The organism is Pseudomonas sp. PDM18, from assembly GCF_014852585.1.
Lineage (GTDB): Bacteria > Pseudomonadota > Gammaproteobacteria > Pseudomonadales > Pseudomonadaceae > Pseudomonas.
Window position 1 is genome coordinate 14,680 of the sequence record NZ_JACVBX010000015.1, and the last position, 15,895, is coordinate 30,574.

A 15,895-nucleotide genomic window follows, 5' to 3' on the forward strand; every position below is an offset into this window, starting at 1 on the left:
ATTTCTAGATTGCATTCAAATATTGCATACAAAAACAAGAGGAATGCACCAAAATGAATCACTCGTCGTCAGTCGAGGTGCGTCGGGTCAGCAAGCGCTACACCGATGATCCCAACGTCGCTCCCGCCCTCAACGAAGTCTCGGTCGACATTGCCCATAACGAGTTCTTCACCTTGCTGGGGCCGTCCGGCTGCGGCAAGACCACGCTGCTACGCAGCATCGCCGGTTTCGAGAACGTCACCTCGGGCGACATCCTCGTCGGCGGCGAACGGGTCAACGACCTGCCGCCGTACCGTCGTCGCATCAATACCGTATTCCAGAGCTACGCCCTGTTCCCGCATATGTCGGTGAGCGAGAACATCGCCTTCGGCCTGGAGATGCAGGGCCTGGCGCGCGGCGAGATTCCCGGCCGGGTGAAGGAGATGCTGGCGCTGGTGCAGATGGAACACCTGGCGCGGCGCAAGCCGGCCGAGCTGTCCGGCGGCCAGCAGCAACGTGTGGCGCTGGCCCGCGCGCTGGCGCCCAAGCCGTCGGTGCTGCTGCTCGACGAGCCGCTGTCCGCGCTGGACCTGAAGCTGCGCAAGGAGATGCAGGTCGAGCTCAAGCGCGTACAGGAAGAGGCGGGCATCACCTTCATCTTCGTCACCCACGACCAGGAAGAAGCGCTGACCCTGTCCGACCGCATCGCCGTGATGTCCCACGGCAACATCATGCAGATCGGCACACCCAACGAAATCTACGAGCGCCCGACGCACCGCTTCGTCGCGCAGTTCATCGGTGACATCAACTTCCTCCCTGGGCAGATGCGCCAGGGCGGTTTCCACCCCAACGCCATGGCGGCGGAAATTCCCTGCGAACTGCCGGCGGGCCTGAGTAGCGCCAGCGTGCAGCTGGCCTTCCGCCCGGAGCGCTCGAAGCTGGTCGACCCGTCGCAGCCGCACCACCTGCGCGCGGTGATCGAGACGGTGATGTACGTCGGCACCGCCACGCTGTACCGCTGCCGCTTGCCGGATGCTTCGCAGATCACCCTGCGCGAGAGCAACGAGGGCGGTCGCGCCCGCGACGTCGGCGAGGCCGTGGCGGTGCACCTGCCGCCCCAGGCCTGCCTGCTGATGGAGGCCTGAAATGAACGAGTCGCCCACCACTCGCCGCCTCTTGCTGCTCAGCCCGGTGGCGCTGACGCTGCTCGGGCTGATCGCCATCCCGCTGGCGATCATGGGTTACATCAGCCTGCTGCCGCGCAACCTCTACGGCGGCGTCGACTGGCACGCTGACTGGCAGATCCAGAGCTACGTGCAGCTGTTCTTCCAGGAAGACTTCGACGGCAACCTGGAGCTGAACTGGGTCTACGCCCAGGCGCTGCTGCGCTCGCTGTTCCAGGCCGGTGGCACCACGCTGCTGTGCTTCCTCTTCGGCTTCCCGGTGGCGCTGTGGATGACCAGCCTCAGCGAGCGTTCGCGCAACCTGATGGTGCTGCTGATCACCATCCCGTTCTGGACCAACCTGCTGATCCGCAACTACGCCTGGCTGATCATCCTGCGCGAGCACGGCTGGATCGCCCAGTCGGTCAACGCGCTGTTCCCCCAGGCTGGCGGCATCACACTGCTGTACAACGACTTCGCCGTCTGCGTCGGGCTGGTCTACAGCTTCCTGCCGTTCATGATCCTGCCGATCTACTCGACCCTGGAGAAGCTCGACTGGCGCCTGGTCGAGGCCGCCTATGACCTCGGCGCCAACCGCTGGAAGGCGTTGCAGCGGGTGATCCTGCCGCTGTCCATGCCCGGCGTGATCGCCGGCTCCCTGCTGGTGTTCGTCCCGAGCCTGGGCGCTTTCATCACCCCGGCGATCCTCGGCGGCGGCAAGACCCTGATGATCGGCAACCTGATCCAGCAGCAGTTCGGCACCGCGCGCAACTGGCCCCTGGGCGGTTCGCTGTCGTTCCTGCTGCTGGCGATCATGCTCCTCGCCCTGATCGCGTTCGCCCTGTATAGCCGCCGCGCCGCCAAGGCCGTCCACCTGGGAGGAGCCAACGCATGATCGCCCAGCACCTGAAGAAACTGCCCGGCACCCGCGAAACCAGCCTGCTGGTCCTGGCCTACCTGTACCTGCCGATCCTCGTGCTGATCGGCTACAGCTTCAACGCCAACCGTTCGGCCACCGTATGGACCGAATTCTCCTTCGCCTGGTACGGCAAGATAGTCGCCAACCCCTCGATCCAGGCGGCGGCGTTCAACTCGCTGGTGGTCGCCGGTTTCGCAACCGTGCTGTCCACGGCGATCGCCCTGGCGGCGGCGCTGGCGACCTCGCGGCCGTTCTACGGGCGGCGGCTGGTGGAGGGCGGCATCAACCTGCCGCTGATCCTGCCGGAGATCGTCATCGCGGTGGCCACGTTGCTGCTGTTCATGTCCCTGGGCATCAAGCTGGGCCTGATGACGGTGATCGTCGCCCACGTCGGCTTCTGCATTCCCTTCGCCTACCTGCCGATCCGTGCACGCCTGAACGACCTGGACAAGAGCCTGCTGGAAGCTGCCGGCGACCTCTACGCCAGTCCTTACCAGGTGTTCCGCCGGGTGACCCTGCCGCTGCTGTGGCCGGCGGTGCTGTCCGGCGCGGTGCTGGCGTTCGTGGTCAGCCTCGACGATTTCATCATGACCTTCTTCGTCGCTGGCCCCGGCTCGACGACGCTGCCGGTCTACATCTTCTCGGCCATCAAGGCCGGGGTGACACCTGAGATCAATGCAATCTCGACCCTCATGCTGGTGATTTCCATCGTCCTCGTAGTGCTGTCGTACTGGCTCGGCCAGCGCGGCAAACCGGACGCCTGATCAAGACTGCCAACCTTTCGTTTTCTGACCTTTTATTTCGGAGAGCCACATGAAGTTGAATGCCCTGCGTCACGGCCTTGCCGGTTTGTCCCTCGCTCTGCTGGCTGCGGGCGTTGCCCGGGCCGAAGAGCCCAAGCAACTGTTCTTCTACAACTGGACCGACTATTACCCGGTGGAGTTGCTGGCCAAGTTCGAGAAGGAGACCGGCATCAAGGTCACCATGGACGGCTACGACAGCAACGAAACCCTGCTGGCGAAGCTGCAGGCCGGCGGCGCCGCGTACGACGTGATCGTGCCGTCGCACTCGATCATGCAGACGCTGATCAAGCAGGACCTGCTGCTGGAAATCGACACGCCCAAGCTGGCCAACTTCCAGTTCGTCAAACCGGCGTTCCGCGACCCGGGCTTCGACCCCGGCCGCAAGTACTCGGCGCCCTACCTTTGGGGCACCACCGGTTTCTCCTACGACAGTGCGCGGGTGCCGGGTGGCAAGCTGGATGACTCGTGGAAGGAATTCTTCGAGCCGCGTCCGGAACTGCAGGGCCAGGTCGCCGCGCTGGATACCCCGAGCAGCTTGATCAACGCCGCCGCGCACTACCTCAGCGTCGACGAGTGCACCGAGAACCCGCAGGACGCCAAGAAGATTCTCGAGCTGCTGCAGAAGCAGAAGCCCTTCCTGAAGATGTACAGCTCCGACAACACCGTGGACCGCATGGCCTCCGGCGAGGTCGTGCTGATGCAGAACTGGAACGGCTCCACCGCCCGCGCCACGCTGCAGAAGAGCACCATCAAGTACGTCTACCCGCGCGAGGGCGTGGCCTCCTTCCAGGACAACTTCGCCGTGCCCAAGAGCGCGCCGCACCCGGAGAACGCCAAGGTCTTCATCAACTGGATGATGAAGCCTGAGAACGCCGCCGCGGTGACCAACGCCATCGCCTATTCCAACGGCATCGAGACCGACAAGCTGCTCGACGCCAAGTGGAAGGTGATGGACGCCATCAACATGCCTGAGGAATACGCGCAGCGTCTGCGCCTGGAAAAGGAATGCAGCAACAAGTCCCGCGAGCTGCAGGACCGCATCTGGTCCAAGCTCAAGGGCTGATAGTTGGCCCGGCTACGTGCCGGGCCTGCTCCTACAGGTGTCGTCCCGGTCAACCCCGTAGGGCGGATAAAGCGGAACGCTTTATCCGCCGTCGAGCTCCTCGGCGGATAACCGCGAGCGGTTATTCGCCCGACGTCATTTATCCGATTTCTGTTCGAGGTCCCCATGACCGACAGCTACTGGCTGCGCAACATCCGTCCGCTGGGCAATGCAGCGAAAGACTTCCTCATCCGTGACGGCCGTATCGCCGAACGTCGTACCGCCAGTAACGCCGCGCCGCTGGCCGGCGACATCGATGGCGGCGGCCAGCTCCTGCTGCCGCCGCTGGTGGAAAGCCACTGCCACCTGGACAAGACCCTCTGGGGCCAACCCTGGCGCCCCAACAGCGCCGGGCCCACGCTCAAGGACTACATCGCCAACGAGCGCCGCGTACTGCGCGAGATCGAGGCGCCCATCACCGCCCGTGCCGGCGCGCTGCTGGAGCAATGCATCGCTCGCGGTTCGTTGACCTTCCGCTGCCACGTGGACATCGACCCCGAGCTGGGCCTGCGCCACGTGGTTGCCATGCAGGCGCTGCGCGAGCGCTACGCCGACCTGATCGACATGGAGTTCGTGGTCTTCCCGCAGACCGGCCTGGTCAGTCGTCCCGGCACCGCCGAGCTGATGCGCGAGGCACTGGCGCTGGGCGTGGAAAATGTCGGCGGCCTCGACCCCTGCGGTATCGACGACGACCCCATTGCCCAGCTCGATATCGTCTTCGGCCTGGCCGTGGAATTCGGCCGTGGCGTGGATATCCACCTGCACGACAAGGGCGAACTGGGCCTCTGGCAGATCGCTCGCATCGCCGATTACACCGAGCGCCACGGCCTGCAGGGCAAGGTGATGATCAGCCACGCCTACTGCCTGGGCATGGCGCCCTGGGAGCAGGTCGAGCCGCTGGCCGAGCGACTCTCCGAACTGGGCATTTCCCTGATGAGTTCCGCCCCGGCTGACACCCCGGTGCCGCCGTTCCTCGCCCTGCGCGAAGCCGGCGTCAACCTGTGCCTGGGCAGCGACGGCATCCGCGATGCCTGGTCGCCCATGGGCAACGGCGACATGCTCGAACGCGCCATGTTCCTCGCCTTCCGCTTCGACCTGTGCAAGGACGACGACCTTGCCGCCGCCTTCGCCGCGGCCACCGACAACGGTGCCCGCGCGCTGGGCCGCGAGCCGGCGCGTATCGAAGTCGGCGCGCCGGCGGACTTCCTCCTGCTACCGGTCGAGACCCTCGGTGAAGCCGTGGTCGCGCGCCCGGCGCAGCGCCAGGTGTACAAGGCCGGCAAGCTGATCGCCGAGCAGGGTCGCCTCGTGGAGTCGCGTCTGTGAGTGCTCCCCGCATGGGCCTGAAAGCCAGCTTCGTAGTCGGTTTCGACGGTAAACAGCACGTGCTCTGGCGTCACGGTGAAGTGGTGCTCGAGGGCGGGAAAATCGTCTTCGTCGGCCGTGGTTTCCCCGGTAAAGTCAGCCAGTGGATCGACTACGGCTACGCGCTGATCGGCCCCGGCTTCATCGATCTGGATGCCCTCGGTGACCTCGACTCCACGGTGCTCACCCTGGACAACGGCGCCGAGTGGAACATGGGCCGTGTCTGGTCCGAGGACTATCTGCGAGCCGGGCCGAACGAGTGCTACAGCCCCGACGAGGAACTGTTCAAGTACCGCTATGCCTTCACCCAGCTGATCCGCAATGGCATCACCACCGCCATGCCGATCACCTCGATGTACTACCGGCGCTGGGCCGAGCACTACGACGAATTCGCCGGGGTCGCCGCGCTGTCCGGTGAACTTGGTCTGCGCACCTACCTCGGCCCCTGCTACATGAGCGGCATGACGTACGCCCGTGCGGACGGCACCTCCGGGCAGCACTGGGACGAAGCCGCCGGCCTCGCCGGACTGAAGGAAGCCGAGCGCTTCTTCCATGACTTCGACGGCGCCCACCACGGCCTGGTGCGCGGCGCGCTGCTGCCAGACCGCATCGAAACCTGTACGCCTGCGCTGCTGGAACGCACCGCCGCTGTACAGCGTGAACTGAGCGCGCCACTGCGCCTGCACTGCTGCCAGTCGCGCTACGAGGTGGAGCTGGTGCGTCGCCTGCGCGACACGTCCTCGCTGCAGTGGCTCGACAGCTATGGTCTGCTCAATCCGCACAGCGTTCTGCCACACGGTATCCTGCACAGCGGCGAGCATGAGTTGCAGCGCCTGGCGGATACCGGGGCGAGCCTGGTGCATTGCCCGGTGGTATTCGCCCGCGAAGGCGACGCGCTGGATTCTTTTGGCGCTTACCGCGCACGCGGCATCAACCTCGCCATGGGCACCGACACTTTCCCAGCGGACATGCTCGACAACCTGCGCCAAGGCCTGAACATTGCGCGGGTGAAGGAGGGCGATGCCGAACACACGCGCATGCTCGATCTCTATAACGCTGCCACCCTCGGCGGCGCCCAGGCGCTGGGCCGCGACGACCTCGGCCGTCTCGCCGTCGGCGCGCGTGCGGACATCACGGTGTTCCGCCTGGGTGATTTCCATCAGGGACCGTTCTTCGACCCGCTGAAGAACCTGCTCACCGCCGGCCGCGGTGACGACTGCATTGCCAGCTTCATCGACGGCCGCAGCGTGATGCAGGGCGGCCAGGTGATCGGCGTCGATTACGCCGACCTGCAACGCCGTGCCGACGCGCTGTTCCTGAAGCAGATGCAGCACCACGCCGAGCGAGCCTTCGGCAACCCGCCGTGGCGCACGCTGTTCCGTTCCGCGATTCCCTTTGCCGACTCGTACAGCGCCGACGCGCCGCTGCTCGACGCGCATGCACCAACGGCCCCGTGAAGGATCACCCCATGCTCAGCTTCGACTTCCAGCAGCTCTCCGCCCGCGAGAAATACAAGATCCTCATCGGCAGCGTGGTGCCCCGGCCCATCGCCCTGGTCACCACCATCGACACCGAGGGCCGCGCCAACGCGGCGCCCTTCAGCTTCTTCAACGCCCTCTCTGCCGACCCGCCGATCCTCGCCCTGGGCGTGGAGAACTACAGCGACCTCAGTCCCAAGGACACCACGCTGAATATCCGGCAGAACCAGGAATTTACCGTGAACATCGTCTCCGACGCGCTGGTGGAAGCCATGAACGTCTGCGCCGTGCCCTTCGAGCCGGGCTTCGACGAACTGGTCGCCGCCGGCCTTACTGCCATCCCCGGCACCCGCGTCGGCTGCCCGCGCATCGGCGAGGCGCCGGTGGCACTGGAGTGCCGGAGGATGATGGCGCTGTCCATCGGCCAATCGCGAGAGATCATCCTTGGCGAAGTGCTGATGGCCCACGTGCGCGACGACCTGATCGACCCGGCCACGCTCTACATCGATCAGCTCGGCCTCGACGCCATCGGTCGCATGGGTGGGCATGGTTATGCGCGTACCCGGGAGTATTTCGACCTGCCGACGCGTTCCTTGCAGCAATGGTCGGAACTGCCAGGAGGCGGGGAGAGAGCCTGGAAGTGGGCTGAAGTTCAGTCTTGAGTTTACCTGCGGGCCCGCGGGGAATTAACCGACGACGGAAGCGTCGCACTTCATATCAATGAGCTTCCGAAATCTTTACCTTCCTAGATGCTGGTAAAAGCGGCGTACATTCGTGATTTTCCGCGAATTGTGATGATATTTGCATTTTTTCAGATTCTTTTGGAAAGGCGCTTCCTGGTTTTTTTCGTCCGGATAGTGTGCTTGCAGGAAACAAGAAACGACAAAAGTGCAGCTATTTTCCCTACCAAGGTGGCATTCTGGAGGGTATCATTGTGATGTCAGTCAGATATTTCCTGCAAATCTGGCGTTTTTCAGTGCCTTAATAAATTCCTAATAAAGGCCTGAGTTTCTCTGGTTTTCGGGGGTTTCACTCATTCCGCCTGGATGGTGAAGCTTGTTTGCCTTGAGGTCTTGTCACTCCGGACGCCCGCACTGCAGCGCCTGGAGTGATGCATTCGGCCTTGGAAGAGTGTGGGGTTGCACTGTGGGTTTTTCAGCTAGGGACGAAGGCTCCGTTGGGCTCTCGGCCCGGCCATTCGCCTGGCCGATTCATCTCTTGCTCCGTATCCGGTGCCCGTCGTTTGTCCTGCCGTGGCGCCAGCTGCGCCTGCAGGCTCCCGGGCGTCTTTGCGGATTCTTCCCTCTGCGCCAGGCGGCTCTTCGTCTGAAGGATCTGCCGGTTCGGTCCGGCGGCTTTTCTCGGCTGCATCGAGTCTTTTGACGGGCGGCACTCTCGAGACGAAATGGACGCGTAGTTTCTGGATGGGTGTTGCCGATCCGGATATCTCCACAAGGATGGGAAATGCTGTATCCAGTCATTATCTGCGGGGGGGCCGATAGCCGACTCTGGCCCGCCTCTCGCGAGAAACACCCCAAGCCGTTCCTGGCTCTGCCCGACGGTCAGAGCCTGCTGCAGAAGACGCTTCTGCGGGCTGCTGGGCTCCCCGGCGTCACGGGGGTTCTGACGGTTACCAATCAGGAGTTGTTCTTCACCACCGAAGACATCTACCGCGAGGTCCGCCCCGAGCATTGTCGGCTGGACTACATCCTCGAACCGGTTGGGCGCAATACCGCGGCAGCCATTGCCAGCGCCGCGATTCATTTGCAGAACCGCTTCGGGCCGCAGTCGATCATGCTGATTCTTCCCGCGGACCATCTCATTCAGGAAGAGACGGTATTTGCCGAGGTAGTCCGTCACGCCAGTCAATTGGCGCTAGATGGGCTCCTGGTGACCTTCGGTATCGAGCCCACCCATGCCGAAACCGCTTTCGGGTACATCGAAACGGAGGCCAGTGAGGCGCCTGAGCACGGGGTGATGGTCAAGCGTTTCATCGAGAAACCGGATGCCGCCACTGCACAGAGCTACTGCGAAGCCGGGAGTTTCTACTGGAACTCCGGGATGTTCTGTTTCCAGGTGGGGGCCTTCCTCAGCGAGATGCGTACCCACGCGGCGGACGTGCTGAGTGCTGTCGAGGGGGCCTTCGCTTCATCCTTCTCTCAGGATGGCGGGCACTGCATTCGTCTTGATGCCAGTCGCTTTGAGGCGGTACCCGACATATCCATCGATTGTGCCCTGATGGAGCGCTCCAGCCGCGTTGCGACCATACCTTGTTCCATTGGTTGGAGCGACATCGGTTCCTGGTCAGCGATGAGCAGCCTGTTCGAAGCGGATCCGAACGGTAACCGGCTGGCCGGCCATTCACTTTCCCATTCCGCCTTCAACAATTTCGTCCACAGCCCTGATCGCCTGACGGCGCTCGTGGGTGTGGAGGACCTGATCGTAGTGGATACCCCGGATGCGCTGCTGATCAGCCATCGCGAGCATGCCCAGGACGTTCGTCACATCGCGCGGCAACTCAAGAAGGCCGGTGACGAGGTGTACTTCACCCATCGCACCGTGCACCGACCGTGGGGGACCTACACCACGCTTGAGGAAGGCGAGCGTTTCAAGATCAAACGCATCGCCGTCAAGCCTGGTGCGTCTTTGTCATTGCAGATGCATCACCATCGCAGCGAGCACTGGATCGTCGTCAGCGGGACGGCGCTGGTAACCAATGGGGAAAATGAACTCATGTTGCGATGCAACGAGTCCACTTTCATCCGGGCCGGTAACAAGCACCGTCTCGCCAACCCTGGCGTCATAGAACTGGTCCTGATCGAGGTTCAGAGCGGTGACTACCTCGGCGAGGACGACATTGTCCGCATCGATGATCGTTACGGGAGGGCATAGCTCTGGAGGTCAGCACGAAGTCAGCAAGTCGCACGCTTCGAACTCTCCCAAGGGTGATTGACCGATTGCCCCCCGATGAGTCGAAAGCCGGAATGCTTTTGTTTTGAGCAAGTTTTTGCCATTCGTTTTTGCAGGAAAGGACACATGACACGCAAAGTTGCACTCATCACCGGCATCACTGGACAGGACGGCGCCTACCTTGCCCGTTTTCTGCTGGAGAAGGGTTACATCGTTCATGGCATCAAGCGCCGGGCGTCGTCGTTCAATACCGACCGTATCGACGATATCTATCAGGACCCTCACAGCAAGGATCGGAGCCTGGTTCTGCATTACGGCGACCTGACCGATACCAGCAATCTGCTGCGAATCATCCAGGACTGCCAGCCCGACGAAATCTACAACCTGGGTGCGCAGAGCCATGTGGCTGTCTCCTTCGAATCCCCTGAATACACAGCTGACGTCGATGCGCTGGGTGCTCTGCGAATCCTGGAAGCCATCCGCATCCTGCGGCTGGAGAAGAAAACCCGCTTTTATCAAGCCTCCACCTCCGAGCTCTACGGGCAAGTGCAGGAAATCCCTCAGAAGGAAACCACTCCCTTCTATCCGCGTTCGCCCTACGCGGTGTCGAAGCAGTTTGCCTTCTGGATGACGGTCAATTATCGCGAGGCATACGGCATCTACGGCTGCAACGGCATCTTGTTCAACCATGAGTCTCCGCTGCGCGGAGAGACCTTCGTGACCCGCAAGATCACCCGCGGCCTGACCCGTATCGCCGTAGGTCTTCAGGACTGCCTGTACATGGGCAATATGAACGCCCTGCGCGACTGGGGACATGCCCGTGATTATGTCGAGATGCAGTGGCTCATGTTGCAGCAGGAAAAGCCCAACGATTATGTGATCGCTACTGGTCGCCAGTACTCGGTTCGCCAGTTCATCGAGCTCTCGCTGAAGGAACTGGATGTCACCATTGAATGGCAGGGTGAGGCCGAGGAAGAGATCGGCGTGGTCACCAGCGTGGCGAATGCCGCTGTAACTGGCATGAAAGCAGGCGACGTGATCGTTCGGGTCGACGCGCGTTACTACCGGCCGACCGAGGTGGAGACCCTGCTGGGCGATCCTGCCAAGGCCAAGTCCGACCTGGGTTGGGTGCCGAAAATCAGCTTTGAAGAGCTGGTGGCGGAAATGATCACCGAGGATCTCAAGCTAGCTCAGCGTGACGCCCTGGTCGAGCAGAGCGGCTACAAGATCATGGCCTACCACGAGTAAGGGATAGGAGTTGAAGTCATGCAGAATCTCCCCCTTGATACGCGCATCTACGTTGCGGGACATCGCGGAATGGTGGGTTCGGCCATCGTCCGCCAGCTTCGAGCGGCGGGCTACGAACACATCGTTACACGCACCCATGATCAGCTGGATCTCACTTCGCAGGCGGAGGTCCAGAGGTTCTTCACGGATAACCCGGTCGATTACGTTGTGCTTGCGGCTGCGAAAGTGGGCGGGATACATGCCAACAACGAGTATCCCGCCAGCTTCATCTACGAAAACCTGATGATCGAGTGCAACGTCATTCACCAGGCGTTCGCAGCGGGAGTGCGGAATCTGCTGTTCCTTGGCAGTTCCTGTATCTACCCGAAGCTGGCCAGCCAGCCAATGCGGGAAAGTGCGCTGCTGACCGGCGTGCTGGAGGCCACCAACGAGCCCTACGCGATCGCGAAGATCGCGGGTATCAAGCTCTGCGAGTCCTACAACCGGGAACACGGCACCAACTTCCGCTCGGTGATGCCGACCAATTTGTATGGCCCACATGACAACTACCACCCGGAAAACAGCCACGTCATCCCCGCCTTGATCCGTCGCTTCCATGAGGCTCGGCAGACGGGCGCCGAAGAGGTCGTGATCTGGGGCACCGGGACGCCGATGCGCGAGTTTCTGCACGTCGATGACATGGCTGCGGCCTGCCTGCATGTGATGAACATCGATGCGGAGACTTACTCGGCGAACACCCAGCCCATGCTTTCCCACATCAACGTGGGCACTGGCGAAGACGTGACCATTCGAGAGCTGGCCGAGTTGCTTGCCGACGTGGTGGGGTTTGAAGGCCGCATCGCTTTCGACAGCAGCAAGCCTGACGGCACTCCTCGCAAGTTGATGGATGTGGAGCGTCTGCGCGCGCTGGGCTGGCAGTCGCGCATCGGTCTCAAGGAGGGGCTGCAATCGGCATACGATTGGTACGTCCTGCACCTTGATCAAGACACCACAAGGCTCTGAGGCAGGCTGATGCTCTACGGTTTCCTGCGCGATGTGGTCCGGCTCAAAAGTGTCATTTTCGAGCTGGCGAAGCGCGATTATCAACAGATCAACCAGGGCTCCTACCTGGGATTCGTCTGGAATTACCTCCAGCCGCTGATGCATATCGCCCTGTTGTACGGCGTGTTCACCATCGGCTTTCGTCAGGGGGCTGTTCAGGATGATCTGCCGTTCAGTCTCTATCTCCTGAGTGGGATGATCTGCTGGCTGTATTTCTCAGGGAACGTGGCTTCTATCACCGGAGTGATTCGCTCCTATTCCTTCCTGGTCAAGAAGGTGGATTTCCGGCTGAGCGTACTGCCATTCGTGAAGTTGCTCAGCTCGCTACTGCCCCACGTATTGCTCTTGGTGCTACTGCTGGTGGCGTCAGCACACAGTGGGTTCCCGCTCGGGTTGCACACTCTGCAGTTGCTCTATTACTTCCTGTGCATGGCGGCACTGCTTGTCGGGCTGGGCTGGATTACTTCATCTGCGACCCTGTTCATTCCCGATGTGAGGAATGCGGTCGACATCATCACCCAGTTCGGTATGTGGCTGACTCCCCTGTTCTGGAACGTCAATATAATTCCGGAGCGCTACCGCTGGCTGACCGAGCTCAATCCGCTCTGTTACCTCGTGACCGGCTATCGCGATAGCCTGACGGGTACCCACTACTTCTGGCAGCACCCGCGAGAAACCTTGATCTTCTGGGGTATGACGCTGCTGTTGCTGGCCATCGGGACAGTGGTTTACCGCCGCTTGAAGCCCCACTTCGCGGAGGTGATCTGATGCAGCCGCTGGCTATCTCGATCAAGGGCGTTTCCAAGTTCTACAAACTGTACAGCGCCAACAAGGACAGGTTGAAGGAAGCCCTTCATCCGTTGGGCAAGAAATACCACGAGGATTACTATGCCATCCGTGACTTGAGCCTGGACATCCAGCGAGGGGAGATCCTCGGGATCGTTGGGCGAAATGGGTGTGGAAAATCCACCTTGCTCAAGCTGGTCTCCCGGGTGCTGCAACCCAGCGAGGGGACCATCGAGGTAAACGGAAACATCACCGCTCTGCTCGAACTGGGGGCCGGGTTCAATCCGGAGTTCACCGGGCGGGAGAACATTCACTTCTACTCGACGATCCTCGGTCTCTCATCCGAGGAAATCGAGCAATTGGCTCCGGCAGTCATCGAGTTCGCCGACCTGGGCCAATTCATCGACCAGCCGGTGAAGACCTATTCCAGCGGCATGAAGTCGCGACTGGGGTTTGCCGTCGCCGTTCATGTCGAGCCGGATATCCTGATTCTTGACGAAGTACTCGCAGTAGGCGACGCGGTCTTCAAGCGGAAGTGCTTCGCCAAGATGGAGGAGTTCTTCAAGGCCGGGAAGACCGTGCTTTTCGTATCCCATGACACCAACTCGGTGAACAAGTTGTGTACGCGAGCGGTGCTGCTGCACGGCGGCAACATCATCCTGGATGCAGAGCCTAAGGACGTGACGCGCTATTACGAAAAGCTCGCCTATGCGCAGGAGAAGGATCACCAGTCGATTCTCAAGGAAATCGCCGCTTTTCAACATGGCGGAGGGGCTCTGGTTCCAGCCCCGGCAGAAAAGAACCAGGTCGTTGCCAGATCTGCTACAGACAAGCCGTTAAAAGCAGCACCAGAAAAAGTAAAGCTGGAAAAGGCTCGACTGCAGCCGTACTACATACCTGAGCTTACTTCAAAGACTTCACTGACTTATCCATCTGATCGTGCAGAGATTGTAGATCCGCATTTCACTACCTTGAGTGGTGAGCGGGTAAACGTACTGGTCAGTGGTGATGAGTATTTTTATACCTACATCGTGGCCTTCAAGGACGATGCGCGGAAGTTGTCACTCGGCATGCAATTCAAGGATATGCATGGCGTCGCGATAACCGCCGCTTCACTTCACTACGACCCGCTCCGATTGATCGAGCAGGTGGTACGAAATTCGTCACTGAAGGCCTCCTGGCGATTCACCTGCAATCTGTTGACTGGTCATTACTTCAGTAACGCCGGTGTTGCCGAGGTGATTGACGGCGAGCCTGTTTTCATAGCCCGAGTTGTTGATGCGGCTGTTATCAAGGTGATTGCTGACGAGAAGCGTATCGTCCGTGGCACGGTGGATCTTGGGCAAGCTCTTGAGGTAGAAACCTTATGATGAAGCCCATGCAAGATGATCAGATGATCTTCATGATCTCGCTGCCGCGAAGTGGCTCTACGTTGCTGCAGAAGATATTAGGCGGTCATAGCGATATATATACCCGCTCCGAGCCATGGTTGCTTATTCATCCATTGTATGCGCTGAAGCGTGAGGGTATCCAGACTCGCTATAATGCAAGGCTGGCGGCAGCTGGCCTGCGGGACTTCATTTCGAATATCCCAGAAAAGGGTGAAAGCCTTTACTATGGTAGGCTTCGTAATTTTTATCTTTCCCTGTATTCCGCTTATCTTGAAAGTAGTGGGAAGTCACGATTCCTGGATAAGACGCCTCGCTACTACGAGGTGTTTGATGAGTTGCAACGGGTTTTTCCCAATGCGAAGTTCATTGTGCTCTATAGAAATCCGCTGGCCATCCTTTCGTCCATTCTTGAAACCTGGGTTAAGGATGATTATAGAAGGCTGAAAGGCTACAAGAGTGATCTTTATACAGGGATCGAGTTCCTTCAGCGTGATTTCTCCAAGTACTCCAATACCCACGTCGTTAGGTACGAGGAGCTGTTGTCGACGCCGGATATAATTGCCGAGGGATTATTCGACTTTCTCGAGCTTCCCCGCCAGCTTGAGTGTGTCGAGTATGGCGATAGGTCCGATGAACGCTGGATGTATGGTGATCCAGTGACTGTTTACGAGAAGACCCGCCCTGATAGTTCGCATATCTCAGCCTGGAAGCAGCAACTGGATCATCCACAGCGCCGCAAGCTGTTGTCAGATTACTTGCAAGAGCTGGGGAGAGTTAGCTTCGAGCGGCTGGGTTATAACTTCGATGACGCAGCGAAATCACTTGCCGATAAAGCGCGTGAGCAGCAGGAAGCACAGATCGAGGGCGCCGGAATTTCCCTTAAAGGCTTGCTGCGCGAAGATGGAGAGATACTCAAGCAGTTGGCGAAGGAAAAAGCAGGACTGGTTGAGAAGGTTTCCTCTCTTGTGCTGAGTCTCCGCGTGAAAGATGAGCAGGGACAAGCTTTGCAAGAGCAGTTTGAGCTTTGCGATAGCCGTCGAGTCGCTAGTGAACGCCAGGTGGAGAAGCTGGAGCGGGATCTGTCTGGTCTTGGCAGGAACCTGCAGGAGCAAGCGGGCCTTCTTGAGATTAAGGACGAAGGCATCCGGTTGGTTCGGGAGAGTTTGCAAGAGCAAGCTAGTCTTCTCGAAGCCAAGGACAACAATATTCTATTGATGCGCGAGAGTCTGCGCGAATACGCGGGCTTGCTTGAATTGAAAGATAGGAGCATGAGCGAATTGAGTTCTCGGGCGGAAGAGGCGTCTGCTAAGGCGCACGATGCCGCTGCGATGCTCAAGGAGTGTCGGTCTGAGTTGGATGTGTTGAAAGCCCAGTTGGAAAGTGTGCTTCTGGAAAATTCCAATGTCAGCAAAGAGATGATTGAGAAAAATAACGAGGTTACAAGTCTCGTCAAGTATCTCAGTGATAGAGATGCAGTGCTTGGTGAGCAAGACTTGTTGATCCAAGAGCATAAGATGGAGAACGGAAGGCTTACTGAAGAGCTTTTCGGTTTCTTGTCCGCTGCTGCCGAAGTTTGTCGTTACAGGGTGCTCACGAATCCATTGAAAAAATTGAAAGCCTATAAAGAGCTTCTTCGCGTCTATCAGGTCGTTCGTGGGGCGCGAAAATATAATTAGTTTTGGAAGATTCGGTTCTCTATTGATTCTTCAA

The 15,895-nt window shown here is 60.0% G+C and carries 13 protein-coding genes; all 13 read left to right on the top strand.

Features of this window, described 5'->3' with window-relative positions; all coding sequences use genetic code 11:
- Positions 1-53 precede the first annotated feature (53 nt).
- The 13 genes from IB274_RS25040 (at position 54) to IB274_RS25100 (ending at position 15,861) form a co-directional block, all read left to right on the top strand.
- Positions 54-1,124 (top strand): ABC transporter ATP-binding protein, encoded by a 1,071-nt coding sequence (locus tag IB274_RS25040; protein WP_017516843.1) that lies wholly within the window; start codon positions 54-56, stop codon positions 1,122-1,124.
- A gap of 1 nt (position 1,125) precedes the next feature.
- On the top strand, positions 1,126-2,037 hold the full coding sequence (locus IB274_RS25045; protein ID WP_138214194.1) for an ABC transporter permease: 912 nt from the start codon (positions 1,126-1,128) through the stop codon (positions 2,035-2,037).
- On the top strand, positions 2,034-2,825 hold the full coding sequence (locus IB274_RS25050) for an ABC transporter permease (protein WP_138214195.1): 792 nt from the start codon (positions 2,034-2,036) through the stop codon (positions 2,823-2,825). Before IB274_RS25045 ends, IB274_RS25050 begins: the two co-directional genes overlap by 4 nt.
- A 49-nt stretch (positions 2,826-2,874) precedes the next feature.
- A complete protein-coding gene (locus IB274_RS25055; RefSeq protein ID WP_192435536.1) occupies positions 2,875-3,927 on the top strand; it encodes an extracellular solute-binding protein in 1,053 nt (350 codons plus the stop codon).
- A 165-nt stretch (positions 3,928-4,092) separates the two neighbouring features.
- Positions 4,093-5,292, top strand: coding sequence for an amidohydrolase family protein (locus tag IB274_RS25060; protein WP_192435537.1), 1,200 nt, complete (start codon positions 4,093-4,095; stop codon positions 5,290-5,292).
- An 11-nt stretch (positions 5,293-5,303) separates the two neighbouring features.
- Positions 5,304-6,788: an amidohydrolase family protein gene (locus tag IB274_RS25065; RefSeq protein WP_192435632.1), complete on the top strand. Its 1,485-nt coding sequence runs from the start codon at positions 5,304-5,306 to the stop codon at positions 6,786-6,788.
- Between the two features lie 11 nt (positions 6,789-6,799).
- The gene (locus IB274_RS25070; RefSeq protein WP_192435538.1) at positions 6,800-7,471 is read left to right on the top strand and encodes a flavin reductase family protein; all 672 of its coding nucleotides are present in this window, start codon (positions 6,800-6,802) and stop codon (positions 7,469-7,471) included.
- 802 nt (positions 7,472-8,273) lie between these two features.
- A complete protein-coding gene (locus tag IB274_RS25075) occupies positions 8,274-9,701 on the top strand; it encodes a mannose-1-phosphate guanylyltransferase/mannose-6-phosphate isomerase (protein WP_192435539.1) in 1,428 nt (475 codons plus the stop codon).
- A 144-nt stretch (positions 9,702-9,845) separates the two neighbouring features.
- Positions 9,846-10,967 (top strand): GDP-mannose 4,6-dehydratase, encoded by a 1,122-nt coding sequence (gmd, locus tag IB274_RS25080; protein ID WP_192435540.1) that lies wholly within the window; start codon positions 9,846-9,848, stop codon positions 10,965-10,967.
- 18 nt (positions 10,968-10,985) lie between these two features.
- Positions 10,986-11,969 carry a GDP-L-fucose synthase gene (gene fcl / locus IB274_RS25085; RefSeq protein WP_192435541.1) on the top strand — a complete coding sequence of 328 codons (984 nt, stop codon included), beginning with the start codon at positions 10,986-10,988 and terminating at the stop codon, positions 11,967-11,969.
- Positions 11,970-11,978: 9 nt separating this feature from the next.
- A complete protein-coding gene (locus IB274_RS25090) occupies positions 11,979-12,776 on the top strand; it encodes an ABC transporter permease (RefSeq protein ID WP_192435542.1) in 798 nt (265 codons plus the stop codon).
- Entirely contained in the window at positions 12,776-14,164 is a 1,389-nt protein-coding gene (locus IB274_RS25095) for an ABC transporter ATP-binding protein (RefSeq protein WP_192435543.1), read from the top strand. Before IB274_RS25090 ends, IB274_RS25095 begins: the two co-directional genes overlap by 1 nt.
- A gap of 23 nt (positions 14,165-14,187) precedes the next feature.
- Entirely contained in the window at positions 14,188-15,861 is a 1,674-nt protein-coding gene (locus IB274_RS25100; protein ID WP_192435544.1) for a sulfotransferase, read from the top strand.
- The last annotated feature ends 34 nt before the right edge of the window (positions 15,862-15,895 follow it).

Coding starts and splice junctions, on each gene's coding strand:
- IB274_RS25040 (WP_017516843.1), top strand. CDS start 54: ATGAATCACTCGTCGTCAGTCGAGGTGCGTCGGGTCAGCAAGCGCTAC.
- IB274_RS25045 (WP_138214194.1), top strand. CDS start 1,126: ATGAACGAGTCGCCCACCACTCGCCGCCTCTTGCTGCTCAGCCCGGTG.
- IB274_RS25050 (WP_138214195.1), top strand. CDS start 2,034: ATGATCGCCCAGCACCTGAAGAAACTGCCCGGCACCCGCGAAACCAGC.
- IB274_RS25055 (WP_192435536.1), top strand. CDS start 2,875: ATGAAGTTGAATGCCCTGCGTCACGGCCTTGCCGGTTTGTCCCTCGCT.
- IB274_RS25060 (WP_192435537.1), top strand. CDS start 4,093: ATGACCGACAGCTACTGGCTGCGCAACATCCGTCCGCTGGGCAATGCA.
- IB274_RS25065 (WP_192435632.1), top strand. CDS start 5,304: ATGGGCCTGAAAGCCAGCTTCGTAGTCGGTTTCGACGGTAAACAGCAC.
- IB274_RS25070 (WP_192435538.1), top strand. CDS start 6,800: ATGCTCAGCTTCGACTTCCAGCAGCTCTCCGCCCGCGAGAAATACAAG.
- IB274_RS25075 (WP_192435539.1), top strand. CDS start 8,274: ATGCTGTATCCAGTCATTATCTGCGGGGGGGCCGATAGCCGACTCTGG.
- gmd (WP_192435540.1), top strand. CDS start 9,846: ATGACACGCAAAGTTGCACTCATCACCGGCATCACTGGACAGGACGGC.
- fcl (WP_192435541.1), top strand. CDS start 10,986: ATGCAGAATCTCCCCCTTGATACGCGCATCTACGTTGCGGGACATCGC.
- IB274_RS25090 (WP_192435542.1), top strand. CDS start 11,979: ATGCTCTACGGTTTCCTGCGCGATGTGGTCCGGCTCAAAAGTGTCATT.
- IB274_RS25095 (WP_192435543.1), top strand. CDS start 12,776: ATGCAGCCGCTGGCTATCTCGATCAAGGGCGTTTCCAAGTTCTACAAA.
- IB274_RS25100 (WP_192435544.1), top strand. CDS start 14,188: ATGATCTTCATGATCTCGCTGCCGCGAAGTGGCTCTACGTTGCTGCAG.